This is a genomic window from Caproicibacter fermentans, assembly GCF_014303955.1.
GTDB lineage: Bacteria > Bacillota > Clostridia > Oscillospirales > Acutalibacteraceae > Caproicibacter > Caproicibacter fermentans.
Genome location: NZ_CP060286.1, coordinates 1,237,977 through 1,260,096, shown reverse-complemented (window position 1 = coordinate 1,260,096; position 22,120 = coordinate 1,237,977). Strand labels below are relative to the sequence as shown.

27 protein-coding genes are annotated in these 22,120 nt (G+C 50.0%); 26 read left to right on the top strand and 1 reads right to left on the bottom strand.

Annotated features, from left to right (window positions below; genetic code table 11):
- Nucleotides 1-32 precede the first annotated feature (32 nt).
- The 26 genes from HCR03_RS06225 to HCR03_RS06100 all read left to right on the top strand — a co-directional run bounded on the left by HCR03_RS06225 (nucleotide 33) and on the right by HCR03_RS06100 (nucleotide 20,576).
- On the top strand, nucleotides 33-1,037 hold the full coding sequence (locus HCR03_RS06225; RefSeq protein ID WP_187037155.1) for a ParB/RepB/Spo0J family partition protein: 1,005 nt from the start codon (nucleotides 33-35) through the stop codon (nucleotides 1,035-1,037).
- The gene (locus HCR03_RS06220) at nucleotides 1,034-1,474 is read left to right on the top strand and encodes a DUF1492 domain-containing protein (RefSeq protein ID WP_187037153.1); all 441 of its coding nucleotides are present in this window, start codon (nucleotides 1,034-1,036) and stop codon (nucleotides 1,472-1,474) included. Before HCR03_RS06225 ends, HCR03_RS06220 begins: the two co-directional genes overlap by 4 nt.
- Nucleotides 1,475-1,600: 126 nt before the next feature.
- Nucleotides 1,601-1,918: a hypothetical protein gene (locus HCR03_RS06215; RefSeq protein ID WP_187037151.1), complete on the top strand. Its 318-nt coding sequence runs from the start codon at nucleotides 1,601-1,603 to the stop codon at nucleotides 1,916-1,918.
- Between the two features lie 68 nt (nucleotides 1,919-1,986).
- On the top strand, nucleotides 1,987-2,313 hold the full coding sequence (locus tag HCR03_RS06210; RefSeq protein ID WP_187037149.1) for an HNH endonuclease: 327 nt from the start codon (nucleotides 1,987-1,989) through the stop codon (nucleotides 2,311-2,313).
- A gap of 121 nt (nucleotides 2,314-2,434) precedes the next feature.
- Entirely contained in the window at nucleotides 2,435-2,758 is a 324-nt protein-coding gene (locus tag HCR03_RS06205) for a P27 family phage terminase small subunit (RefSeq protein ID WP_187037147.1), read from the top strand.
- Nucleotides 2,736-4,388 carry a terminase TerL endonuclease subunit gene (locus HCR03_RS06200; RefSeq protein WP_187037145.1) on the top strand — a complete coding sequence of 551 codons (1,653 nt, stop codon included), beginning with the start codon at nucleotides 2,736-2,738 and terminating at the stop codon, nucleotides 4,386-4,388. Before HCR03_RS06205 ends, HCR03_RS06200 begins: the two co-directional genes overlap by 23 nt.
- 140 nt (nucleotides 4,389-4,528) lie before the next feature.
- Entirely contained in the window at nucleotides 4,529-5,572 is a 1,044-nt protein-coding gene (locus HCR03_RS06195) for a phage portal protein (protein ID WP_267459220.1), read from the top strand.
- Nucleotides 5,550-6,305, top strand: coding sequence for a head maturation protease, ClpP-related (locus HCR03_RS06190; protein ID WP_228725124.1), 756 nt, complete (start codon nucleotides 5,550-5,552; stop codon nucleotides 6,303-6,305). Before HCR03_RS06195 ends, HCR03_RS06190 begins: the two co-directional genes overlap by 23 nt.
- A 2-nt stretch (nucleotides 6,306-6,307) precedes the next feature.
- Entirely contained in the window at nucleotides 6,308-7,516 is a 1,209-nt protein-coding gene (locus tag HCR03_RS06185; RefSeq protein ID WP_187037139.1) for a phage major capsid protein, read from the top strand.
- A gap of 14 nt (nucleotides 7,517-7,530) precedes the next feature.
- Entirely contained in the window at nucleotides 7,531-8,094 is a 564-nt protein-coding gene (locus tag HCR03_RS19715; RefSeq protein ID WP_228725123.1) for a hypothetical protein, read from the top strand.
- Entirely contained in the window at nucleotides 8,091-8,435 is a 345-nt protein-coding gene (locus HCR03_RS06175; protein WP_187037137.1) for a hypothetical protein, read from the top strand. Before HCR03_RS19715 ends, HCR03_RS06175 begins: the two co-directional genes overlap by 4 nt.
- A complete protein-coding gene (locus tag HCR03_RS06170) occupies nucleotides 8,416-8,799 on the top strand; it encodes an HK97 gp10 family phage protein (protein ID WP_187037135.1) in 384 nt (127 codons plus the stop codon). The genes HCR03_RS06175 and HCR03_RS06170 overlap by 20 nt, the downstream gene beginning before the upstream one ends.
- Entirely contained in the window at nucleotides 8,789-9,109 is a 321-nt protein-coding gene (locus HCR03_RS06165) for a hypothetical protein (protein WP_187037133.1), read from the top strand. The genes HCR03_RS06170 and HCR03_RS06165 overlap by 11 nt, the downstream gene beginning before the upstream one ends.
- The gene (locus HCR03_RS19710) at nucleotides 9,110-9,934 is read left to right on the top strand and encodes a hypothetical protein (RefSeq protein WP_228725122.1); all 825 of its coding nucleotides are present in this window, start codon (nucleotides 9,110-9,112) and stop codon (nucleotides 9,932-9,934) included.
- An 11-nt stretch (nucleotides 9,935-9,945) separates the two neighbouring features.
- On the top strand, nucleotides 9,946-10,305 hold the full coding sequence (locus HCR03_RS06155; RefSeq protein WP_187037131.1) for a hypothetical protein: 360 nt from the start codon (nucleotides 9,946-9,948) through the stop codon (nucleotides 10,303-10,305).
- 323 nt (nucleotides 10,306-10,628) lie between these two features.
- On the top strand, nucleotides 10,629-10,922 hold the full coding sequence (locus HCR03_RS06150; RefSeq protein WP_187038182.1) for a hypothetical protein: 294 nt from the start codon (nucleotides 10,629-10,631) through the stop codon (nucleotides 10,920-10,922).
- 81 nt (nucleotides 10,923-11,003) lie between these two features.
- Nucleotides 11,004-13,814, top strand: a complete 2,811-nt coding sequence (locus HCR03_RS06145) for a phage tail tape measure protein (protein WP_187037130.1) — start codon at nucleotides 11,004-11,006, stop codon at nucleotides 13,812-13,814.
- Nucleotide 13,815: 1 nt separating this feature from the next.
- A complete protein-coding gene (locus HCR03_RS06140; RefSeq protein ID WP_187037128.1) occupies nucleotides 13,816-14,679 on the top strand; it encodes a phage tail domain-containing protein in 864 nt (287 codons plus the stop codon).
- A 1-nt stretch (nucleotide 14,680) separates the two neighbouring features.
- Nucleotides 14,681-15,769, top strand: coding sequence for a siphovirus ReqiPepy6 Gp37-like family protein (locus HCR03_RS06135; RefSeq protein WP_187037126.1), 1,089 nt, complete (start codon nucleotides 14,681-14,683; stop codon nucleotides 15,767-15,769).
- Between the two features lie 4 nt (nucleotides 15,770-15,773).
- A complete protein-coding gene (locus HCR03_RS06130) occupies nucleotides 15,774-17,942 on the top strand; it encodes a DUF6273 domain-containing protein (RefSeq protein ID WP_187037125.1) in 2,169 nt (722 codons plus the stop codon).
- Nucleotides 17,939-18,355 carry a four helix bundle protein gene (locus tag HCR03_RS06125; RefSeq protein WP_187037123.1) on the top strand — a complete coding sequence of 139 codons (417 nt, stop codon included), beginning with the start codon at nucleotides 17,939-17,941 and terminating at the stop codon, nucleotides 18,353-18,355. The genes HCR03_RS06130 and HCR03_RS06125 overlap by 4 nt, the downstream gene beginning before the upstream one ends.
- A gap of 4 nt (nucleotides 18,356-18,359) precedes the next feature.
- On the top strand, nucleotides 18,360-18,551 hold the full coding sequence (locus HCR03_RS06120) for a hypothetical protein (RefSeq protein ID WP_187037121.1): 192 nt from the start codon (nucleotides 18,360-18,362) through the stop codon (nucleotides 18,549-18,551).
- Nucleotides 18,552-18,619: 68 nt separating this feature from the next.
- Nucleotides 18,620-19,690 carry a reverse transcriptase domain-containing protein gene (locus tag HCR03_RS06115; RefSeq protein ID WP_187037119.1) on the top strand — a complete coding sequence of 357 codons (1,071 nt, stop codon included), beginning with the start codon at nucleotides 18,620-18,622 and terminating at the stop codon, nucleotides 19,688-19,690.
- The gene (locus tag HCR03_RS06110) at nucleotides 19,656-19,979 is read left to right on the top strand and encodes a hypothetical protein (RefSeq protein ID WP_187037118.1); all 324 of its coding nucleotides are present in this window, start codon (nucleotides 19,656-19,658) and stop codon (nucleotides 19,977-19,979) included. Before HCR03_RS06115 ends, HCR03_RS06110 begins: the two co-directional genes overlap by 35 nt.
- Nucleotides 19,976-20,128 (top strand): hypothetical protein, encoded by a 153-nt coding sequence (locus HCR03_RS06105; RefSeq protein ID WP_187037115.1) that lies wholly within the window; start codon nucleotides 19,976-19,978, stop codon nucleotides 20,126-20,128. The genes HCR03_RS06110 and HCR03_RS06105 overlap by 4 nt, the downstream gene beginning before the upstream one ends.
- Nucleotides 20,129-20,132: 4 nt before the next feature.
- A complete protein-coding gene (locus tag HCR03_RS06100; protein ID WP_187037113.1) occupies nucleotides 20,133-20,576 on the top strand; it encodes a tail fiber assembly protein in 444 nt (147 codons plus the stop codon).
- Nucleotides 20,577-20,692: 116 nt separating this feature from the next.
- On the opposite strand, the gene HCR03_RS06095 is transcribed toward HCR03_RS06100, so the two are convergent.
- Nucleotides 20,693-21,925: an IS110 family RNA-guided transposase gene (locus HCR03_RS06095; protein ID WP_187034258.1), complete on the bottom strand. Its 1,233-nt coding sequence runs from the start codon at nucleotides 21,923-21,925 to the stop codon at nucleotides 20,693-20,695.
- Nucleotides 21,926-22,120: the final 195 nt, after the last annotated feature.

Below are 22,120 nucleotides of genomic sequence, written 5' to 3'. Positions count from 1 at the left end.
GAAAAGAGCACAAATCGAAAGGAGCGGATACGATGTCAAAATTCAGTATGGCGGACCTTTTGAACAGTCAATCAAAGGCAGAAGCGCCGAAAGCTCCAAAAACGGAGCGGGACGATGAAATCAGAAATATTCCGATTGATAAAATAATTCCTTCGGAAAATAACAAATACGGAATTCGGGATATTGAAGATTTGGCGGCCACAATCGAGACGGTGGGGCTGCTGCATAATTTGGTCGTCAAGGAAGGAACAGAACCGGGAACATATGAGCTCGTCAGCGGTGAACGTCGGCTGGAGGCGCTGAAACTGCTGGTACAGCAAGGCAAAACGGAATATGCCTCGGCTCCGTGCAAAATCGAGAAGACAAACGATCCGATCATTTCGGAATTGCAGTTGCTCTTTGCCAATTCGACAGCGCGTGATTTGACGGATTACGAAAAAACGTATCAGGCAAAGCGGATCAAGGAATTGTTGCTCCAGCTTAAACAGAACGGGTATAAATTCAAAGGGCGGATGCGGGAAATCGTTGCCGACATGCTGAAAGTGTCGCCTGCTCAGATGGGCCGCATGGAAAGCATAAACAAAAACCTTTCCCCGGATTTCAAGGAAGAATTTAAAGCCGGTAAAATCAACGCGACGGCGGCATATGAGCTTTCAAGGCTGCCGGAGCAGGAGCAGGGCCGAGAAATGCAGAAATACCGGGAATCAGGTTCGATTGAGATAAAAGACGTAAAGGAGCATCGGGAAAAGGCCAAAGAGGAACAGACAATTAGCGATCTTCCAGACGGCATGGAGGAACTTGCGGAATCGGCGGAATATAAAGCAAGGCATCCGGAATGGGAACCACAGCCTGAGCAGAGAGAACCAGAACAAGCACAGCGGCAACAGGCGGAACCGGAGCAGGAAATTATTAGGCAGTTAAGGGCCATAGCTACCGATTTCGAGCAGGGCAATGATGGTTCCTCTTTCGATATTTGCGGGGTTTGCCGCGAGGCCGCCGATCTCATAGCTGAATTAGAAGGGAGGCTGAAAGAATGAATTATTTCAAAGAGGCTGAAAAAAACCTATCAAACCGGAAGAACCTCGACAAAGCATTGCACAATCTCAACCAAAGGCAAAACCGGTTGCTTGATTCCGGGGCTCCGAAACCTCCATCAGCCATTGATCCGGCAAAGCCTTATGTTTCGGGCGGGATGGTAAATAACACAATGACTGACTGTCTGGACCTCGTTGAAATCCAAAAGGACATAGCAATTACTAAAGCTAAAATTAAAGAGATCGACGACGTAATAAACCAATTGCCAGAAGAAAGCAAAAAAATATTGTCCCTTTGGTACATCGAAGAAAAGGGAAAAGATGAAATGTGTGAAATCTTCGGCTGCTCAACTCGGCAAACACTATACGACAAACGGAATAAAGCAATCGGAGAGTTTGCGGTTCTATCTTTCGGAGCACCAGCTTTATATGCAATTTGAAAAAAAAGTAGACAGACAAGAACGAAAAGCCGTGTTATACTGATAGCGTAAGAATATGGGTTCAGGGAAATAAGGCCGCGCTGCTTCCGGTGGTGCGGCCTTCCGTATAAGACGTGAGGTAGTATTATGAGCAAAGGCACAAGAATCAAGTGCGATATATGCGGGTTCAATTTCAATGATTCCAAAATAAAAATAAAAAAGCAAAAGGTGAAGGACGACATAGAGCAGACGTATTTCCGCTGCCCGAAGTGTGGAAAGAAATATGTAATATTAACAACGGATACCACAATCCGGAAGCTGATACGCAGGCAAAAGGAAATGTATCCAGCAGAATTCACTAAGGATCTGACGGATAAAGAGTACACCGAAAAGGTGCATGAATATAATGCACGCAAAGAAGAAATAAAATCGAGGTCAAGAGAGCTTACAAAAGCAATCGAATAAGTCACGAAAGAACAAGCGCCATGCTTTAGAGCGGGCGCTTTTCTTATATCATTTCAGGGTTGATAACAATGTCATGCAGTTACAGAACATACACGCCAGCAGAGCTTATGATATGGATTCCTCAGTTAATAGCGAAGGACGACCTTCACGCTTTCTATATCAGCCATGCGTGGTTACACCTGAGAGCAGAGGTCCTAAAGGAACAGCATCATGAGTGCCAGTTATGCAAGGCCAAAGGTCTTTATGTCCCAGCAACAACGGTGCATCATGTGAAGACAGTACGTCAATGTCCGTGGCTTGCGCTGACGAAAAGTAATTGCATGGCACTATGTGATAATTGTCATTACGAAATTCACCACACGAAAAAATATAGGTGGAATGACGAACGGTGGTAATCCCCCCGGTCGGAAAATTTGAAAAGCGGTCGGCACACGGGAGAACGGGCAACAGGGTCAACAAAACCGGGCGCTCGCGCGCGTGAGGGAAAAATTGAGCAAAAAAGGGAGCGGTACAGACATGGCAAGCGTCACCAAAATTAAAGATTCCTTGTTAAAACAGCTTCAAGCAAAGGGGGCCGATGTCGATCTTTACCGCAGCCTCGTTGATGATTACTGCTGGATGTGGAAACAGGAGCGGGCAATGCAGGCAGACATCCGGAAAAAGGGCAGAACTTACACGGCAGTTTCCGCGGCGGGGAAGGATTACGAAAAAGATAATCCGTCCGTAAAGAACGCTTTGCTTTACAGTAGGCAGATGATCGCCATACTGGATACGCTGGGCCTGAGCACGGAAACGGTTGTGGGCGGTGCCGGGGATAATGTCGATCACGATCTCGGCTGAGATACAGCAGTATATTGATTTTGTACGCTCCGGGGAAATTCCAGTATGCAAGGATCAGCTCGCCCTTTGCGATTATGTTGAAAAATGTTTCAGAGAGGAAAAAATATATGTTGACGAACAGCAGCTAAAGCGATATTTGAACCAGCAAAAGTATTTTCCATTTGAGTTATTAAAGTGGGAAAAATTTGTTTTCGCACTTCACAATTGCACATACCGGGCACCTGGTATTCTCAGGTGGCCGCTTTTATTTATCCTCGTCGGACGCGGAGCTGGGAAGAATGGCTATCTATCGTTTGAATCCTTCTGCTGGATCACTCCGATCAACGGGATAAAAGATTACCATGTGGATATTTTCGCAACGTCGGAAGATCAGGCGAGGACCAGTCCGGATGACGTGCGGGCGGTTCTGGAGAACAACAAGGCGGAACTGGAGCGTTATTTTTACTGGAACCTCGAATGTATTACAAACCTAAAAACAGGCTCTAAAATCCGTTACCGGACGTCAGGCGTAAAAACGAAAGATGGCGGCAGGCCGGGAGCGGTTGTATTTGACGAACTGCACGCCTATGAAAATTACAAACTGATTGGAACGGCGAAAACCGGCCTCGGGAAAAAGGCAATGCCGCGTCAGACGATCATAACGACGGACGGAAACGTCCGCGGTGGTCCACTCGACGACATGAAGGTCCGGGCGGAGCAGATCCTTTACGGCGGGATCGGAGACAATGGGATGCTGCCGTTTATTTGCAGGTTGGATGACCGCAAAGAAGTTGACAATCCGGCAATGTGGCCGAAAGCAAACCCGTCCTATGTGTTCCTTCCAACGCTCCAGCAGGAAATGGAGATCGAATATGCCGACTACAAAATAAATCCTACTGCAAATTCCGATTTTGTCACAAAGCGGATGAACCTGCCGCAGACCTATGAAGACGCGAGCGTAACCGATTGGGAAAACATAAAGGCGGCAAATAAGCCGCTTCCGGATCTGACCGGCTATGATTGCGTGGGAGCCATTGACTACGCCGATACGCGGGACTTTATCGCGGCAGGGCTCCTTTTCAGATACAAAGGGAAATACCTCTGGATCACGCATACATGGATTTGCAAATCCAGTAAGGACCTTCCGAGAATAAAGGCTCCGCTGCAAGAATGGGAGCAGCAAAATCTTTTAGAGTATGTCGATGGTCCGGAAGTACCGCCGAGTATGCCAGCGGAATGGCTCCAGCAAATGGGCCAAATTTACAACATTACGAAAATCGGAATGGATAACTTCCGGTTTACGCTGATGACAAAAGCCTTAAAAGACGTCGGATTCGACACTGACAAAGGCGGAGCAAATAACATTCTGCTGATGAAGCGCGTCACGCAAATGCGGTATGCGCCGGTTATTATCAGCGCATTCAACAAACAGGAAGTTCAGTGGGGAGACAATCCCCTGATGAACTGGTACACATACAACGCCTGTATTTCAAAAGACAAAGACGGAAACATGATATTCCAGAAAAAAGAGGCAGTATCCAGAAAAACAGATGGCTTCATGGCCTTTGTCGCCGCAGTAAGCGCCAGTGACGATCTGGAGGACAGCGGAGAAGAATATTACGACGGGGACTTTGAAGTTCATACCTACTGAGAGGGGGCGAGCGATTGAACATTATACATTTCCTCCGGGACTTTTTCGGGGACAAATCGACGGTCTATATCAACCAAAAACTGGAAGCGGAGAAATGCAAGCTCGCAATTGAAGATTTTTCAATCCAGATGGCAATAAACATGCTTGCCGGACTTATCGCTAAGTGCGAGTTTTGCACTTACATTAAGGGCAAAAAGAAAAAAGCGGATGAATATTACCTCTGGAATGTCGAGCCGAACGTCAACCAAAACAGCAGCCAATTTATGCAAGAGCTGATTTCTCGGCTCTTGTTTTTTAATGAGGCATTGGTTGTCGAAGTAGGCGGCCAGCTTATCATTGCAGAAGATTTTACACAAAACGAGTACGCCGTTTACCCTAACAGTTTTACCGGAGTTACCCGCGGGACATTGAAATTCGACAAGACCTTTTACATGCCGGACGTCCTGTATTTTAAGCTGAATAATCAGGACATCCGGGCGTTGCTTTCGCAACTCATGGACGGTTACTCCGATCTGCTCAACATGGCGGTTGGAAAATACAAGCGAGCAGGTGGCCGCAAAGGTGTTGCAAAAATTGACCGTACAAACGGCGGAGATAAAAAGTTTCAGGAACAGTTAAAAAACCTTTTCAATCACAAATTCAAGGCTTATTTCGAGGCTGAAAACGCCGTCGTTGATCTGCCGAAAGGTATAGAGTATCAGGAAATCACAGGCGAAGGTAGTAAAAAATCAACGAGCGAGGTTAAAGACATATCAGACATAACAAAGGAAGCCATGTCGCGGACAGCACAGGCTTTCCGGATGCCTCCTGCCCTATTGCAGGGAGACATTGCCGATATGGAAAAGGTGGTAGATGAACTCCTGACCGTATGCGTTGATCCTCTTGTCGATCTGATTCAGACGGAGATCAACCGCAAACGGTATGGAAAAACCGCTTTTCTCGCCGGAACCTATCTCAGAGTTGACACTACGTGCATTAAGCACATTGATATATTCTCAATTGCAAATCAGGCCGACAAACTGATCTCAGACAGCATTTACAATGTGGACGAAATCAGGGAGAAGATCGGAGATGCGCCATTAAACACGTGGTGGAGTAAGCAGTATGTCCGGACTAAGAACTATGAAGCATTGGCGGACAGTCCGCCAGCTAAAACAGGGGGTGAAAACGACGAAACCGATTAGGACTATTTGGGCGGCAAAACAGGAAGCAAATACCCTTGATATTTATCTTTACGATGATGTCGAGGGCGATAGCGAAAACTGGTGGACGGGAGAGAAGCAGCCGAGCGATACATCAGCAAACCATATCCGCGAAATTCTGGAGGCCGCGGGGAATGTCGATGCAATCAATATCTACATCAATTCCTATGGCGGTGAAGTCAAAGAGGGCCTCGGGATTTACAATTTGCTAAAACGCAGCAAGGCATACAAAACCGTTTATGTTGACGGATTTGCCTGCTCTATTGCGAGCGTTATAGCCATGTGCGGGGATAAGGTCATAATGGGGACAAATACCCTCATGATGATTCATCACGCCTCTATGGGCGCGTATGGGACTTCGGACGAACTGAGAAAAGCCGCAAATGATGTTGACGTGATCGACAAAGCAAGCTGCTCCAGCTACCTTGAAAAGGCTGGAAACAAGCTCACCGAGGAAACGCTGAATCAACTGCTGGATAACCAAACTTGGCTGACAGCGGAACAGTGCGTGCAGTATGGGCTTGCGGATGAAATCGCCAGCAAAGAAGACCCGGCAACAGAAGCCGCAAATCAGCACCTTGAACAGGCGAAGCAAACCATGATGGCATTTTTGAGAGGAAAAGCAATCCCGGAAGTGCCGAAACAATTCGCAGCACAAAAAACGAACGCCGAAAAACTGATGACGGCGTTTAGAAAAAATGGAGGTAAAGAATAATTATGAAATCGAAAGATGTTGTTTCTCAGGAACTCAAAACTAAATTTGAGGATGCCCTGAAAAGTGAAGACCCTTCCGCCATTACGCAGGCGCTTACAGAATTTGCGGTCGGGATTCAGGAGGATATGCTGAATGACTTCAAGTCCTTCCAGCAGACGCAGGATACATCCATCCTCGCGCAGCGCGGCGTTCGCCAGTTGACGGAGAAGGAGACAAAATTCTACCAGCGGCTTGCAAAAGCGGTCCGCGCCGAAACAGCGGATGTCCGGCAGGCATTTGAAGGGGAGGAAAATGCTTTCCCGCAGACCGTAATAGATTCCGTGCTTTCGGACATCAAGACGCAGTTCCCGCTTCTGGAAGCAATCAACATGCAGAATACGGCCACACTGACGAAATTCATTGTCAACAAAAAGGGAATCCAGCTTGCCGTATGGGGGCCGCTCGGCTCCGCGATCACTAAAGAACTGGATGGAGCAATCGGGAAAATCGACCTCGGAACAAACAAACTGACCGCGTACATGGTTATTTCCAAAGACATGCTCGACGCAGGCCCGGCGTGGATGGACGCTTATGTCCGCGCGGTGTTGGTTGAGGCCAACGGCGCGGGCCTCTGCCAGGGAATTGTTGCAGGCACGGGGAAAGATCAGCCTATCGGGATGCTGAAAAATGTAGCAGACGACGCTCCGGTCGTGGACGGCGTATATCCGGATAAGGAGGCCGTTGTAATTACCGATCTGCTTCCGAAGACCATCGGCGGCATTGCGAAAACAATCGCAACAGGCCCGAACGGAAGATCGCGCGCGGTCCAGCAGCTTCTTGTTGTCGTGAACTCGAAAGAGTATTTCGACAAAATCATGCCTGCTACAACCTTCCTGACGCCGAACGGAACGTATGTAAACAACGTCCTCCCCTATCCTTCTAAGATTGTGCAGGACGAAAACGTACCGGACGGCAAGGCAATTTTCGGGCTTGCCGCGCGCTATTTCATGGGCGTCGGCAAAGGAGGCAGCGGAGGCCGGATCGAATATTCCGACGAATTTCGCTTCCTTGACGACGAACGCACCTATCTTACGAAGTTGTATGGCAATGGCCGCCCGCTCGACAATAACGCCTTTGTTGTTGCGGACATTTCCGGGTTGACGCCGACAAACCTTAAAGTCAACGTCGGGACCGTGGACGGCGTGGTTAAGACGAAAGAGCAGGCGTCGTAAAGGAGCGTTGAACTATGGCAGAGACGGGCACAGGGCCCCCTGACGCTCTGCTGGAGGCTATAAAGGACTATCTAAGCATTACATGGCAGGACGACAAAACGGATGCAAGGGTCAAAGGATACATCGACCGCGGGATGAAGCGCCTACAAAATATTGCGGGCGCTTCACTCGATTTTACGGTTGAGGACCTTCCGCGGTCCTTGCTTTATGATTATTGCCGGTATGCCAATTCGCAGGCATTGGAAGTCTTTGAAAAGAATTTTCAGGCGGAGCTCACAGACCTTTATCTCAGGACGCAGGCGGCGATTATCGACGATCTGACGGTACAGTTATCAGCTTCCGACAGCGGAGTTGTTGCGAAAGTGACGCCGATGCCGGACAGTGGGGACAGCTATGTCTATGCAGTTGGAGCGGAATTAGAATTGCCGGAACAAATGGATGTTTGTGCGCCGGGGAGCGGCTGGACCGCATGGAACGGCGAAACCATCCCGGCAGGGGCCGGGCGGGAGATTCTGATTGTTGAAATCAACGAGGGATTTCAGGCGGTACGCGCGGGAAAGGCCGTGGTTCCGGAATGAAAATTCAGACGCCGACAGAGTTTTTAACATTCAACAACGGTTATTGCGAAGTTTATACAGTCAAGGGAAACAAACCTGACAAAAAGATCATGACACTATGCTTTGGGGATCGGGTGGCCGGATTCAAGCGATTTTTCGCTGCCCGCGCGGCCAGTACCGAAATCAACCGGCTGATTCAGGTCCCCAGGCAATTTTCAATTACGCCGGAACACAATGTGGTAATCTCCGGCGTGCGTTACAAAATTGAACAGCTCCAGAACTTGAACGACACGAACCCGCCCGCTACGGTTCTGACGCTCCGAAAGATTGGGGTGATGTCCGATGTCAACGATTCCGGTTGACGACCTCGCCGCCGAAATCGTCCGCAATTTGCAGGAATACACTCAGGAAGTCACCGAAGGGATTAAACAGGCGGAAGACATTACGGCAAAAGAGTGCCGGGAAAGCCTGCAAGCGGATAGTCCGGTAGGGCCAACTGGTAAATACCAAAAAGGATGGCGCGTAACCGTGGCGTTTGAAAACCCGGTGGAAAAGCGAACGGTGATCCACAATCAGGAATACCGCTTAACACATCTGCTGGAAAGAGGCCATGCGAAACGCGGAGGCGGGAGAACACGGGCGTTCCCGCACATCGAAAAGAACGAGAAAAAGGCAAACGCGGCGTTTGAGCTCCGGGTGCTGGAGGTAGTGCAGAATGGACATTAAAACATGGCTGGAGCAGGCCGGGGAGCCGGTGGCAGAAACGGCGTTTCCTCCGGGTGAAGATGTGCCGGAAATGCCTTACATTGTGTATCTGGACGATTCGGAGCGAGGCGGCGGGGATATGAAAAACCTTTCCCGAAATCATTCCCTGAGCGTGGAGCGGTATTCCGAAACCAGCGAAGACAATAAGATGCTGGAGGCGCTGCTGGATACGCAGGCGATCAAGTACACAAAGGAAAAGCAATGGTTGACCGATGAAGAATGCTTCATGACGGTCTACAATTTTGACATTTTGGAAAGAGAGGTTATTTAGATGGCTGCTTCTGAAAAATTTGGGATTCCGGTAGGATCGGGCTTCATTTACGAAACTGCATATACCGGAGAAATCCCGGAAGACGACGCGATAGAGACGCCGGAGAATCGTCTCGGTTTTATCCAAAAAGGCGCGACGCTGACCTATAAGGCCACAACCAAAAGTTTCACTGATGATATGGGGAAAGTGAAACGCACGACATTGACCGAGGAGGAAGTCACGTTCAAACTCGGGCTGATCGCATGGGCGTATAGCAAACTGAGCGCATTATGCTCGACCTGCCGCATAACGGAAAGGGACGGCGGCCGGACGATTAAGATCGGCGGAATCGAAAACGACGACGGGAAAAAGCACCTTTTCCGCTTTGTCCATCCGGATAAGCAGTTGGGGGACGTGCGAATTACTATCGTCGGCACCAACACGGGCGGCCTATCGTTGCAGTATGCGCCGGATGACGCAACAACGCTGGAGCCGGAGATTACGGCAGAACCGAACGACACGGAAGGAACGCTCTGCCTGCTGGACGTCACCGATCCGACAGGCGAAACGCTGGGCGTCCTGACTGTTACATCGGCAGCGGGGACGACATCGGGAAAGACGAAAATTACCGTATCCCCTGCCCTGACGTCCGGAAACAGTTATAAGTATTACACAGCGGAAACCGTGTCTATGCCGTCCCTGAACTCGACGGTGAGCGCATATACGGCGTGGGACGGAACGGCTGAAATCACGGCAACGACCGGGGACGGAATCGTTATTGCAGAGGTTGACGGGAGCGGCAAGGTCAAAAAGGCCGGGACAGCAACCGTCACGGCGAAAGCGTAAGGTGGACGAAAATGTATGACATTACAAATATCGCAAGAAGGTATTTTTCGGTAAAACTCACGGCAGAAGATGAAGACGGGAAAGAACACACCACGGTTGTTGAGGTAGGACCGCCTCGGCTTAAAATGTTGCGCGAAATGATGGACATTGCGGTAAAAGCAACAAAAGAGGCTGAGAGTGGAGAAACAAAGACAGTCGAAAATGTAATTGCAGAACTCCGAGACATCATCAGAAAAATGCTAAATAAAAACAAATCAGGGTACAAAGTACCAAACGAATATGTGGAAGCAATGGACTTTGATGAAATGATCGGGCTGCTAAATGCTTTTTTTGACTGGATGAACCAGACCAAACAGAACGACCCAAACTGAAAATCCCTTACGCTCCAACAGGGGAAAGTAAGGGGCACTATGAAGCAAATACATTAGAGGAAAAAACAGTTAGGGATTATACCGGATACGATTTTGACAGGCTGGAGAACCTGACGGTATTTGAGTTTTGGGCGCTTTTGCATGACGCCGTAGTCTATAATTGCCAGCAGACCGAAAGCGGTAGAAAATATCTAAACGATTGTTGGCTACACGATCAAACGGAGCCGGACAGGAACGCCCTTCTCAAGCACTTCGGAAAACATTGACATAACACACGATTAGCCTATAATAGAACTAAGATTTGAAAGGGGCGTGTGTGAATCATGTTTGGTGGGAAGCCGAAAGAAGAAAAACAGCAAGAACAATTACAGAAGTTTCAGGAAAAATATCACATTGATGAGCTCGATCCAAAAGACCTTGAAACCGTGAAGCAGGTCGCATCTGATTTAGCCGGTAACGGCCTTCTAAAGGCAGGAATGGCTCTTAGTTTTGCAAATGCAGGAGAGCAGGCGAAAGTCACGTATCTTTCCGCACTTGTTGAACAAAACTGGATCATCATGAACCAGTTGAACCGGCTGAACAAAAATATTGAGAAACTGAACCAAAAGGCTGAATAAGTAAAAAAAATTAACCTCATAAAGCAGTTGCCGCTTTGCGGTAGCTGCTTTTTTGCGCCCATTTTTAGGTGGTGAAAAAATATGGCGAACAACATAAAGGGTATCACTATTGAACTCGGAGGGAATACCGGGCCCCTGACAACCGCTCTGAAAGACGTTGAAAAAACAGGGCGCAGCCTGCAAAGCGAGCTAAAAGAAGTCAATAAGCAACTAAAATTCGATCCGACGAATACCGATCTGCTGAGGCAAAAACAAACGCTGCTTGCGAAGGAAATTTCAAATACAAAAGATAAACTTACTACTTTGAAGGAAGCAGAAAAGCAAACACAGGAGCAGATGCAGAACGGCACGCTCGGAGAGGATAAATACCGGGCACTCCAGCGGGAAGTTGAAAAGACTGAATCCCAGCTAAAGGATTTGGAGAAGCAGGCAAAGGAAACGGGCAGCGTCCTCGGAATACATTTACAGGAAGCCGGATCAAAAATCAGCAGCGCCGGGAGTACAATCAGCGGAGTAGGGCAAAAGCTCCTGCCTGTAACCGGTGCTATAGCTGGAATTGGGGCCGCAGCAGTTAAAACCGGGGACGACTATGAAGCGCAGATGTCGAGGGTTTCGGCAATTTCAGGAGCGACGGGAAGCGACCTGAAATCATTGAACGATCAGGCGCTTCAACTCGGACAGGACACGGCTTTCAGCGCCTCAGAGGTTGCGGAAGGCATGGAAAACCTTGCTTCCGCTGGTTTCTCGACAAAGGAAATTACGGAGGCTATGCCAGGTATGCTTGACTTGGCGGCATCCTCCGGAGAAGACCTTGCCACATCGTCGGATATTGCGGCCTCAACGCTTCGCGGATTCAACCTTGCCGCAGGCGACGCCGGGCACGTCGCGGACGTCCTCGCAAAAAACGCAGCGAATACCAATGCCGCCGTCGCGGATACCGGCGACGCCATGAAATACATTGCGCCTGTTGCGCAAAACGCTGGGTGGTCCTTGGAATCTGTCACAGCGGCAATAGGCGAAATGGCGGACGCAGGGATCAAAGGCGAACAGGCCGGTACTACCTTGCGCGGCGCGCTGACTAACCTCATGAACCCGTCAAAAGAACAGGCGGCGGCCATGAAGGAGATCGGATTCAACGCATACGACGCGCAGGGCAAAATGAAGCCGCTGTCTCAAATTGTTGGTGAACTTGGAGAGAAAACCGCGGGAATGACGGGACAGCAGCGAGATCAGGTCATCGCTACGATTATGGGGACGAATGCCCTTTCCGGGATGCAGGTACTCCTGAAAGATGGGAAGGGGAACCTTGACGAGATGACGACCTCCCTGCAAAATTCCGATGGAGCGGCCCAAAAAATGGCTGATACCATGCAGGGAAACACAAAGGGCGCAATTGAGCAAATGAAAGGTGCTCTTGAAACAGCAGCCATTAAAATTCAGCAGATACTTGCGCCGACCATCACAAAGATAGCAAAAAGTGTTTCGGAGCTTGTCAGCAAATTCTCAGCACTTTCACCGGCTACTCAAAAAGTAATTCTAATCGTGGCCGGAGTAGTTGCCGCAATTGGTCCCCTTCTAATCTTAATAGGAAAAATAACACAAGGCATAGGGGGGATCACAAAAGGCGTAGGCCTTCTAATGGCACATCCGATGGTTGCACTGGTGTTAGCAATCATAGCGGCCATTGTCCTATTAGTATTAGGCATAAAACACCTTTGGGACACAAACGAAGGCTTCCGGATAGCAGTAACGAATATCTGGAACGGGATACAGACCGTTATTTCTACAGTAGTGAATGCGATAGTAGGATTTTTTACCGTCACCATTCCTCAAGCGTGGAATGGCCTTGTCTCATTCTTTCAGGGTATTCCGGCGTGGTGGTCAAATCTATGGACGCAGGTAGGGCAGTTCTTCACAGACCTATGGAATGGGATAATTTCGTTCTTCACGACGACAATCCCGCAATGGATTCAGTCAGTGATCCAGTGGTTCAATGAACTCCCATACCGGATCGGCTACGCAATCGGTCAGTTGCTCGCGTCGATTGTCAATTTTGGGGTGGATGCGTGGAACTGGGTCACAACGGAACTGCCGAAAATAATCAACGGGATTATCCAGTGGTTCCAACAGCTTCCGGGCAAAATTTGGGCGTTTCTTGTGCAGGTGGTAACGAATATCGGGCAATGGTGCGCAAACATGCTTAATACGGTACGCACGCAAATACCAATTTTGATTAGTAATATCGGCACGTTCTTTTCTGAACTTCCGGGCAAAATTTGGACGTTCTTAACAGACGTGGTTTCAAAAGTCGTTCAATGGGCTGGGAATTTGGTTACGACAGCGCAGACAGAGATCCCAAAGTTCGTAAGTAAAGTGATTGAATTCGTGTCGGAGCTCCCAGGAAAGATGCTGGACATCGGAAAGAACATTGTTCACGGTATCTGGGATGGCATAACGGGAGCTGTCGATTGGCTTCATGATCGGATTTCGAGTTTCTGTCAGGGGATCGTTGACGGCTTCAAATCACATTTGAAGATTCATTCCCCATCACAGTTGTTTGCCGATGTCATCGGGAAAAATATTGCGCTCGGAATCGGGCAAGGCTTCACTGATAATATTTCAGCGGTTATGCAGGCAATGACGGCGGCGATTCCATCGGTAGACACAGGCCCGCAGGTGCGGGCGGCAATGGCCGCGGCATATGGGGATTATCCAATACCCGCAGACTATCCGGGCGGCACGGCAGGCGGAGCCTCTGGAGAAGACGGAGGCAGGACGGAGAAAATCGAAGTGAACCAGTATTTTCAGGGTAAGGTCCCGTCTCCTGCTGAACATGCGCGAAAAACCCGGAACGAATTGCAGCAGGTAGTTTTGAAGTTAAGGAAGGGATGACATGAAGCGGGTAATCTGTGAAAATCAGCTCGGAGCAAAAATCGAATTCAAATATGACGGATACCCGCTCCGCCTCGCTGACACAAGCGGCTTTTCCGCCGCCGATTATGAAGTATCGACCAGCAAGAACAGCGGGCAGGACGGAGAATCGTACAACGGAGCGACCGCGCAGAAGCGGAATCCGATAATCACCGCAGAAATCTTTCGAGACTATCAGGCACAGCGGGAAAAGCTGTATAGCTTTTTCCAGCCGAGGACCGCGGGGACGGTCTATTATTACGATAACGACGTCGGAAGGAAGGCGGAATACTACGTTGAAAAAGTGGAGGTTGAGGAATCCGGGACGGTCCGGGCGGCGACGATTTCCCTTATATGCCCGGACCCGAAATTTTACGATTTAGAGGACCAATTGACGCAGCTTGCCACTTGGCAAGGCAGAATTACGTTTCCTCTGAGAATTCATCCGCCTTTCGTCGTCGCTGAAAAAATGAATACTCTGATCGGGAACGTCCACAACGGAAGCGCCGTACCTATGGGCTTGACCGTGCGCTTTTCTGCTTCCGGGGAGGTCGTGAACCCGTCGTTGTACGATGTGAACCGTCACGACCTGATGCAGATCGGGACGGCGGATCAGCCTATGACTATGCACATCGGGGACGTAATCATAATTACAACCGGCGATGGAAACAAGCGGGTGCGCTTGATAAGCGGCGGTGCGACAACTAATATCAATAACATGATGGCATATCCCCCTCGCTGGTTACAGGCCCAGCAGGGGGACAATTTGTATCGGTATAATGCCGATCAGGGAATCGACAGCCTTAACGTATCCATATTGAGCACAGAGGCATATTGGGGGGCGTGACATGGATTTATACATTTATGGTCCGGACATAGAGCAGTTGGGCGTTCTCGACAGCTTCGCCTCCCTTCGGTGGAGGCGAAGGTATTTTGAACCGGGGGAATTCGAGCTCCATTGTCCGGTTTATCAAAAGCTCCAGAAGGGAGAAACGGAACCGTTCAACAATTTGTCGCTCATATGGCCGGGAAACATTATCCACAGACTGGACAGGAAGGAAGCCGGAATAATCGAGGGCGTGTCGATAGAGACGCCGGAAGGCAGCACAAGCGAAGAAATTACGGCGACCGGGAGGATGGGGTCCTCCATGCTGGATCAGCGCGTCGTCACGCCAACGCTAATTTTTAGCGGAGCGGTAGAAGACGCCATGCGTAAGGCGGTATCCGACAACGCGATTTCAGCGCGTCCGCTGCCGCACCTGACGCTCGGCTCCGCTGCCGGATATGCGCCGACGTGTAGTTTTCAGGCAACCGGAAAAACCGCTCTGACGGTCTGCACGGCGCTCAGTAAGGCGTCCACACTCGGCTTTCGGGCAAGACTGGATGTGCCGGGCAGGGCGTGGGCGTTTGAAGTATATCAGGGAGTAGACCGGAGCATAGCACAGCACGCCCTTCCCCGAGTGCTCTTTTCAGACGAATATTCCAACATAAAGGCCCCGAAGTATGAAATCAATACGACGGGCTATGCAAATTACGCTTACGTCGCCGGTGAAGGCGAGGGAGCGGATCGGGTGATCGTCGAAGTGGATCAAACAAACGGCGAGCCGCGGCGCGAGCTATGGGTAGACGCCCGCGACCTCCAGAAGGGCGAGGACATGACCGACGATCAGTACCGGGAACAGCTCCGGCAGCGCGGGCTTGAAAAGCTCGCAGAGGCAAGCAAAGCGGAAAATTTCAGCGCCGATGCAGTTGACACACTGAACTATCAATACCTTACGGATTGGGACCTGGGCGACGTCGTGTCAATGGAAAAATGGGGAATCCGCCTCGACCAACGGGTTACGGAGGTCGAAGAAGTGTACGAAAACGGCATTGAAACAATAACGCCGGTATGCGGTACTCCGCTGCCGGAAAAATTGGATTTCGGGAGTGATTGACTAAATGGCAGAACACAGTTATTTTTGGCCGGACGTCAACGGCGACCGCCAATACAACGAGGATGACCTTGACGAATACGCGGGCGGTTTCGTGACGCACGGCGTCTACAATGGGGATCTCGCGGTGCAAGCGGGCGGAAATATGCAGGTTATGATACCTGCCGGGCGTGCGTTTGTCGGGCAGCCGTGGAAGGTGAAGAAATATTACAATGATAGTCCCCTACTGCTGACCGTAGCCAACGCTGACGGCGTTCTTCACCGCAAGGACATTGTGGTACTCAGGCGAGACATAAACGCCCGCACCATAACCGCGCAGGTGATTCAGGGGACGCCCGCAAGCAATCCGACAGCGCCGACGTTCACACGCAGCGCGGAGCTGTACGATCTGGAGCTCGCGGAGATCAGCATTCCAGCAGGTACAACCGAAATCACGCAGGACTTGATTACCGACGTCCGCCTGAACAATGACGTATGCGGGATCGTGACGGGTGTTGTAAATCAGGTTGACACAGCGGCCCTATACCAGCAGATTCAGGCGGATTTGCAGCGTTTCAGGACGGAAAACGAGGCTGATTTCACCGCATGGTTCGACAGCGTGAAAGGAATCCTCGGAACGGATGAAGCCGGAAACCTGCTCGCCAAAATTAACGATCTTGCAGGAGACGGCAGGACGACGGAGACGGTCAAAGGCAACGCTGACGCCTTCGCCGCGCACGTGGCCGCAGTAAACCCTCACGGAGTGACGGCAGCGCAGGCGGGGGCCGTAAAAGGAAATACGGCCTCTTATCGTGCGACAGCGGTAACGTCAACCGATGCGTGGTCACAAACATTGACAATACCAAATTTTATATTCTCCGAAGGATGCCAGGTAACGTTTAAGGCGGTTCAGACCCCGAAAGACGATAGCACGCCGGACGGAACAAGGATCATTATAAACGAGAAGGGATACTGCCTCCTTGACACAAAGCGCGGGACCTTGCCGAGTGACGCATGGGTCGTAGGTGCAACCGTAACAGTCACTTTGTCAAATGATGCGCCGCTTGGGTGGGGCGCAGCGAACGGATGCGGAACTGCTTTTTTTAAGCAGGGCGGCTATGGAACCTTGGCCGCCCAAATCAACAATTTCTATGCGACCATCGGGGACGCCTCGGTAAGGTTGACGTGGAGCAAACCTTCCGACAGCAATTACGCAGGCGTCGTGATTATCCGCAAGACCGGGGGCTATCCGTCAAAGGTGCTGGACGGGACGAAAATCTATGACGGGGCTGGGACCTCATTTACAGATACCGGCCTGACGAATGGCACGCAGTATTATTACCGGGCGTTCTCTTATAACTCGAAAAAGGAATATCAAACCGAGTATTGCGTAGCCACAATGACGCCTCTGCATGGATACCAGCTCGGGACCTTCCCGGTCGGCACAAAGCTGAAATTCGGGACCATCTTCGGGAATCCGATTGTGATGAAGATCGCCAACAAATCAGGAAGCGATATTACCTTGGTAGCCGATGGGGTATTGGCTCGGTATGCGTTTGACGCGAAAGAACCATCGAACAGCATCACGGACCGGAAAAATTACGGGAACAACCGATATGTGCTTTCCAATATTCATCAATGGCTCAACTCAGAGGCGGGGGCCGGTTCATGGTACGTCGCGCAGCACTCGGTAGATCAGGCCCCGGACAGCACAAGCGTTGTTTCGGCAAACCCGTACAAATCAGCGGCGGGATTCCTGAACGGATTCTCGGTAAAAGAAAAGAACTACCTCAAAACCAAAACAATCACGGTAGGGAAATCTTCAACAGACGGAAGCGGGACAGAAACGCTCAACGCAAGGATATGGCTGCCGAGCGGGACGGAGGTCGGACTGTCAACCGATTTTGCGGAAGGCTCGCAGCTTCAAGCATTTTCGGACAATAATTCCAGAATCGCATATGAGACAGCGGATTGTGCAGCACATACCGGCGGCACAGCGGGAGCAGCACAATATTATTGGCTTCGCACTCCATACGCTACTGACGCGAACAACGCGCGGATCGTCTACTCCGATGGCACGCTGTACGGCAACTACGCCTACAACGGCTACTACGGGGTCCGCCCGCTTTGTGTTCTTGATTCTTCGGTCTTGTTATCTTTAAATCCGGATGGGTCGGGGGCGTATACGCTCGCATGACGAATTTTGATCTTCTTACAAAATGCGAGGAAATGGTTCAGGAGACCTTTCAAATCACCGGGAGCTCGAAGATGCCGAAGAAATACCGGTTTACTCTCCTAAACCGCTTGCAGGACACCGCCCTTGAAATTTACGCGAACATCGTCACGGCAAACGACTTGAATCTAAAAATTCCGCAAGAGGCGGAGGAACGGCGGCGACTACAAAATTCCGCTTTGACAAATATAAAGCTCATGGAGTTTTATATTAAAACCGCGCTCAAAATTGGCTTGGTTACATCGGAGCAGGTTGCGGGCCGCTTCAACGCAGAGGGAAAGGAGACGAAACGAGGATGGAACACGAAGGTCCTTGATGTCAAATATATGCTGCTTGCATGGAGAAAACACGACAGGCAGGTAATGCAGAGAAAATAACGGGGTGCGGCTTGTAGCTACTAACGCGAACAACGTCCGGATCGTCAACTCCGATGGCACGCTGAACAACAACAACGCCTACAACGGCAACAACGGGGTCCGCCCGATTTGGCGGAAAGCGAGATCGAGTAAGTCAAAAGACCGAAAGCAGTGCACCGCCACCAAAGGAAGCCGCATCCCTCCTGTTCACAGGTAAACACAAGACCGCCGACGCCGAAGCGTGGGAACAGGCCGAGGCTATCGAGCGACGGAGAATATCTTTTTATGGAAAATTTAGATTTGCTTTGCAATTTCAACAATATCTACAACGCATACCGGCAGGCACGCCGGAGTAAGGGAGGCAAGGAGGCGGTCAAAAAATTCGAGCTGAATTTGCTCGAAGCGATTCAGCTTATTGCGCTGGAGCTCCGCACGGGGAAGTATCAGCCGTCAGGATACCATTCGTTTAAGGTTTACGAACCGAAGGAAAGGCTGATCGAGACAAATTCCTTCCGTGACAAAGTGATCCAGCACGATCTTTGTGATAATGTTCTTGCACCGAAAGTAGAGCCGCATTTTATTCTGGACAATTACGCGAGCCAAACGAACAAAGGAATTTTCTTCGCGCTCGACCGGATGACGGGATTTTTGCGGCGGTTTTATCGGATGTATGGTTCTGACGGATTCATCCTAAAAGGAGACATCCACCATTATTTTGCGAGCATTCAACATGGGCCACTGAAAGCCACGCTTTGGAAAATCGTCAAGGACCCGGACATACGGCAGATCCTGAATAAAATCATCGACAGCACGGGCAATCCGGGAGTACCCATAGGCAACCAAACAAGCCAGTTTTTCGCGCTGCTCGCCTTGAATGGCATGGATCACATGATAAAGGATCAGCTCGGAGCGAAATTTTACGGCAGGTACATGGACGATTTTTATATTATCTGCCGCTCGAAACCGGAGGCACAATTCTACCTATCAAAAATCAGGGAATATCTGCGGACCCAAAAGCTGGAGCTTAATGGGAAAACGCAGATATTCCCTATTTCAAACGGGATCGACTTCCTCGGATTCCATACATACCTGACGGGGACCGGGAAGGTCGTAAAGAAATTGCGTCGCCGGAGCGTGCAGAAGATGCGCCGGAAGCTGCACGAATTCCACGATCTCTATTGGACCGGGAAAATCAGCAAAGAAAAGGTTCTCGAAATTTATACGGCGTGGCGCTCGTATGCGAAACATGGAGATTGTCACAAGCTCATAGACGATATGGATGTTCTATATCGGAAAGTTTTCATCCTAAAGGAGGGAGAAAATGACCTGCGCAACAAACAAACTGCAAATAAATGACGAATGGCGGGACATCCTGATTGTTCAGAGTGACGCGCCGGTGACTTTTACAAATCCGGGCTGCATAGCAGACGGGGCCGTGCTCTACTTCACGGATGGGGATATATTCAAAACGGAACAGCAGGGCGAAAAATATTATTACTGGTTCGTTATTGAGCGTCAAGAAATATTACCCGTCGTGGATCAGGAGGCAAGGGATCAGGAAGCAGCAAACGCCATGATGCTCCTTGACCTCGATTACCGGATGACACTGACGGAGAACGGAGTAAAGGAGAGCGACCTTGAATGACAGATTTAACCTACAATCTGCTGAAACGGGTGATCCAAAACGGAGGCTTTGACAAGACGGACGTCTTGAATAAGATGGACGTTTTCCTGACATTCGACCGGATCACGCAGGATCAGTACAAAGAACTTCACGACATGATCGGAGATTGAGGGCATGGAAATTAAAAGCGGAGCAATGCCAGAAAAAGCATTCCAAATCCTTTACGCAGGGGAAAACAGCGTCGTTGAATTTTTCGACAATGCAAGGGCGGAATCCGGAATTGACGAAAGAACCGGCCAAAAAGTCACGGTATGGCGTTGCGAAAAGTACGTGTTGACCGTTCCGTGCTCCCCAGGTCTTGCGGCAGAAATCGAAAACAATTATGCCGTATGGCTCAAAAAGGCAAAAGACGCGGAGCTTGCGGCTGAGGCCGAGAAGGTACGAAAATACCGGAACGGCCTGCTGGATCAATGCGACGCACAGTATTGTATCACCGCAGAATGGAAGGCATACAAACAGGCGTTACGGGACGTACCGGCGCAGGAAGGCTTCCCTTATATCATCAATTGGCCGGTGCTTCCGGAAGAACAGTCTAATGGTATGAAGTCAAGAGGGTAAGTGCAAATGGAACGGATAAAAAAGCCACCATAAACGTACTGGCTGGATAAAAAAGGCAAACCTTTTCAAGCCCTGCCCTTGCAATTTAAAAAACAGGGTAACAATACCATCAGAGTTTAATACTCTTCCGGTGGAATGTACAGGCGGTTGTCTTTCAGCAGCCGAAAGACCAACCGAACCAGTTTTCTGGCAGTTAAAGCGAGTGCGCGTTTATGCTGGAACTTGTTGACCTCTTTGAACTTGAGGTCATAGTAGCGCCGGAACTCCGAGTCGCATCTTCTCATAGAGTTGGCAGCTTCCAGCAGATAGTACCGAAGGAATCGGTTTCCGGACTTGATTAGATGGGTATTCTCAGCCTCATAGTCTCCGGACTGGTGCTGAGACCAAACGAGGCCAGCAAACTTAGCCAGAGAGGCCTGAGACTGAAAGCGGTGAATGTCACCGATCTCAGCAATAATACCCGCTGAATACACCTTACCAATACCGGGGACAGAGGTCAGCGTATTGGGGATGATCTCGAACTGCTGCTCGATAGCCTTGTCCAGCGTCTTGATCTGGCTTTCCAATGCCCGCATGGCAGCGATCGAGACCGACATGGCCTGGTTGACAGAATCGTTCACGGTTTTGGGAAGCCGGTAGGAGCCTTTGGCGGCGGTTTGCACCGCCTTCGCGGTAGCTTCTGGATTGGCAAACCTCCCTCGTCCAGATTTCACGATGAAGTCGGTCAACTCTTTTATGTCGGCGTAAGCCAGTGCATCCACTGTCTCAAATCGTTCCATCAGGGCAATGGTGGTGGCGCTGGTATTTTGGGAAAGGACTTTTTCCTGAGCCAACCCAGAGCACTTGAGAAACAGGTAATTCGCAAAACGCTGCTTTTCCCGCGTTAGGTTCTGGACAGAGAAAAAGCGTGCTCTGGTTAGTGTTTGAAGGGCCTTGTAGCGATAATCGTCCATGTAAACCTCTGAGGCAATTCTGCCGAATCTGAGATGGTCGGCAATCACGAAGGCATCCACGAAATCGTTCTTGGGCAGATCGGAATAGGCTTCCTTGAACTTTCTGACCTGCTTGGGATTGAGAACATGGATCTTCCGTTGAAACCGTCCCAATCTGCCATCTTCCCGGAGCGCATAAACGAGGCAGTCCCCATAGATGGAGGTGGCCTCAAGGCCAATCATCACGTCGCTGAGCTGCATCGCGGTAAGTGCGGACACAATTCTCTCAGACATCAGTTTAGCACCACCACGGTTGTTCTGCACGGAAAAGCTGCTGTGTTTGGCTCCATCCGGCTTCATGAGGTAAGCGACGTTATTTTTGCTGCTCACATCAATGCCAACGTAAAGTGGATTCAAAAATATCACCTCCCCCACAGTGGGATTTTCAAGTCGGCAGGTTTTAAGATACCCATGATAACCGGAGCATCAGCAACCTCGCGTATTAGAATCATTCCGGAAAAGGCCAATGCGATATCCCTCACTGCTAAAAGGGCGGCCTTGCTTCCGGCAAACAGCTAATGAGTTTGCAGCTAACTTCCGGCTCAGGGGAAC

Excerpts from the sequence above, each read along its gene's own strand:
- HCR03_RS06225 (WP_187037155.1), top strand. The coding sequence starts at position 33 with ATGTCAAAATTCAGTATGGCGGACCTTTTGAACAGTCAATCAAAGGCA.
- HCR03_RS06220 (WP_187037153.1), top strand. The coding sequence starts at position 1,034 with ATGAATTATTTCAAAGAGGCTGAAAAAAACCTATCAAACCGGAAGAAC.
- HCR03_RS06215 (WP_187037151.1), top strand. The coding sequence starts at position 1,601 with ATGAGCAAAGGCACAAGAATCAAGTGCGATATATGCGGGTTCAATTTC.
- HCR03_RS06210 (WP_187037149.1), top strand. The coding sequence starts at position 1,987 with ATGTCATGCAGTTACAGAACATACACGCCAGCAGAGCTTATGATATGG.
- HCR03_RS06205 (WP_187037147.1), top strand. The coding sequence starts at position 2,435 with ATGGCAAGCGTCACCAAAATTAAAGATTCCTTGTTAAAACAGCTTCAA.
- HCR03_RS06200 (WP_187037145.1), top strand. The coding sequence starts at position 2,736 with ATGTCGATCACGATCTCGGCTGAGATACAGCAGTATATTGATTTTGTA.
- HCR03_RS06195 (WP_267459220.1), top strand. The coding sequence starts at position 4,529 with ATGCTTGCCGGACTTATCGCTAAGTGCGAGTTTTGCACTTACATTAAG.
- HCR03_RS06185 (WP_187037139.1), top strand. The coding sequence starts at position 6,308 with ATGAAATCGAAAGATGTTGTTTCTCAGGAACTCAAAACTAAATTTGAG.
- HCR03_RS19715 (WP_228725123.1), top strand. The coding sequence starts at position 7,531 with ATGGCAGAGACGGGCACAGGGCCCCCTGACGCTCTGCTGGAGGCTATA.
- HCR03_RS06175 (WP_187037137.1), top strand. The coding sequence starts at position 8,091 with ATGAAAATTCAGACGCCGACAGAGTTTTTAACATTCAACAACGGTTAT.
- HCR03_RS06170 (WP_187037135.1), top strand. The coding sequence starts at position 8,416 with ATGTCAACGATTCCGGTTGACGACCTCGCCGCCGAAATCGTCCGCAAT.
- HCR03_RS06165 (WP_187037133.1), top strand. The coding sequence starts at position 8,789 with ATGGACATTAAAACATGGCTGGAGCAGGCCGGGGAGCCGGTGGCAGAA.
- HCR03_RS19710 (WP_228725122.1), top strand. The coding sequence starts at position 9,110 with ATGGCTGCTTCTGAAAAATTTGGGATTCCGGTAGGATCGGGCTTCATT.
- HCR03_RS06155 (WP_187037131.1), top strand. The coding sequence starts at position 9,946 with ATGTATGACATTACAAATATCGCAAGAAGGTATTTTTCGGTAAAACTC.
- HCR03_RS06150 (WP_187038182.1), top strand. The coding sequence starts at position 10,629 with ATGTTTGGTGGGAAGCCGAAAGAAGAAAAACAGCAAGAACAATTACAG.
- HCR03_RS06145 (WP_187037130.1), top strand. The coding sequence starts at position 11,004 with ATGGCGAACAACATAAAGGGTATCACTATTGAACTCGGAGGGAATACC.
- HCR03_RS06140 (WP_187037128.1), top strand. The coding sequence starts at position 13,816 with ATGAAGCGGGTAATCTGTGAAAATCAGCTCGGAGCAAAAATCGAATTC.
- HCR03_RS06135 (WP_187037126.1), top strand. The coding sequence starts at position 14,681 with ATGGATTTATACATTTATGGTCCGGACATAGAGCAGTTGGGCGTTCTC.
- HCR03_RS06130 (WP_187037125.1), top strand. The coding sequence starts at position 15,774 with ATGGCAGAACACAGTTATTTTTGGCCGGACGTCAACGGCGACCGCCAA.
- HCR03_RS06125 (WP_187037123.1), top strand. The coding sequence starts at position 17,939 with ATGACGAATTTTGATCTTCTTACAAAATGCGAGGAAATGGTTCAGGAG.
- HCR03_RS06115 (WP_187037119.1), top strand. The coding sequence starts at position 18,620 with ATGGAAAATTTAGATTTGCTTTGCAATTTCAACAATATCTACAACGCA.
- HCR03_RS06110 (WP_187037118.1), top strand. The coding sequence starts at position 19,656 with ATGACCTGCGCAACAAACAAACTGCAAATAAATGACGAATGGCGGGAC.
- HCR03_RS06105 (WP_187037115.1), top strand. The coding sequence starts at position 19,976 with ATGACAGATTTAACCTACAATCTGCTGAAACGGGTGATCCAAAACGGA.
- HCR03_RS06100 (WP_187037113.1), top strand. The coding sequence starts at position 20,133 with ATGGAAATTAAAAGCGGAGCAATGCCAGAAAAAGCATTCCAAATCCTT.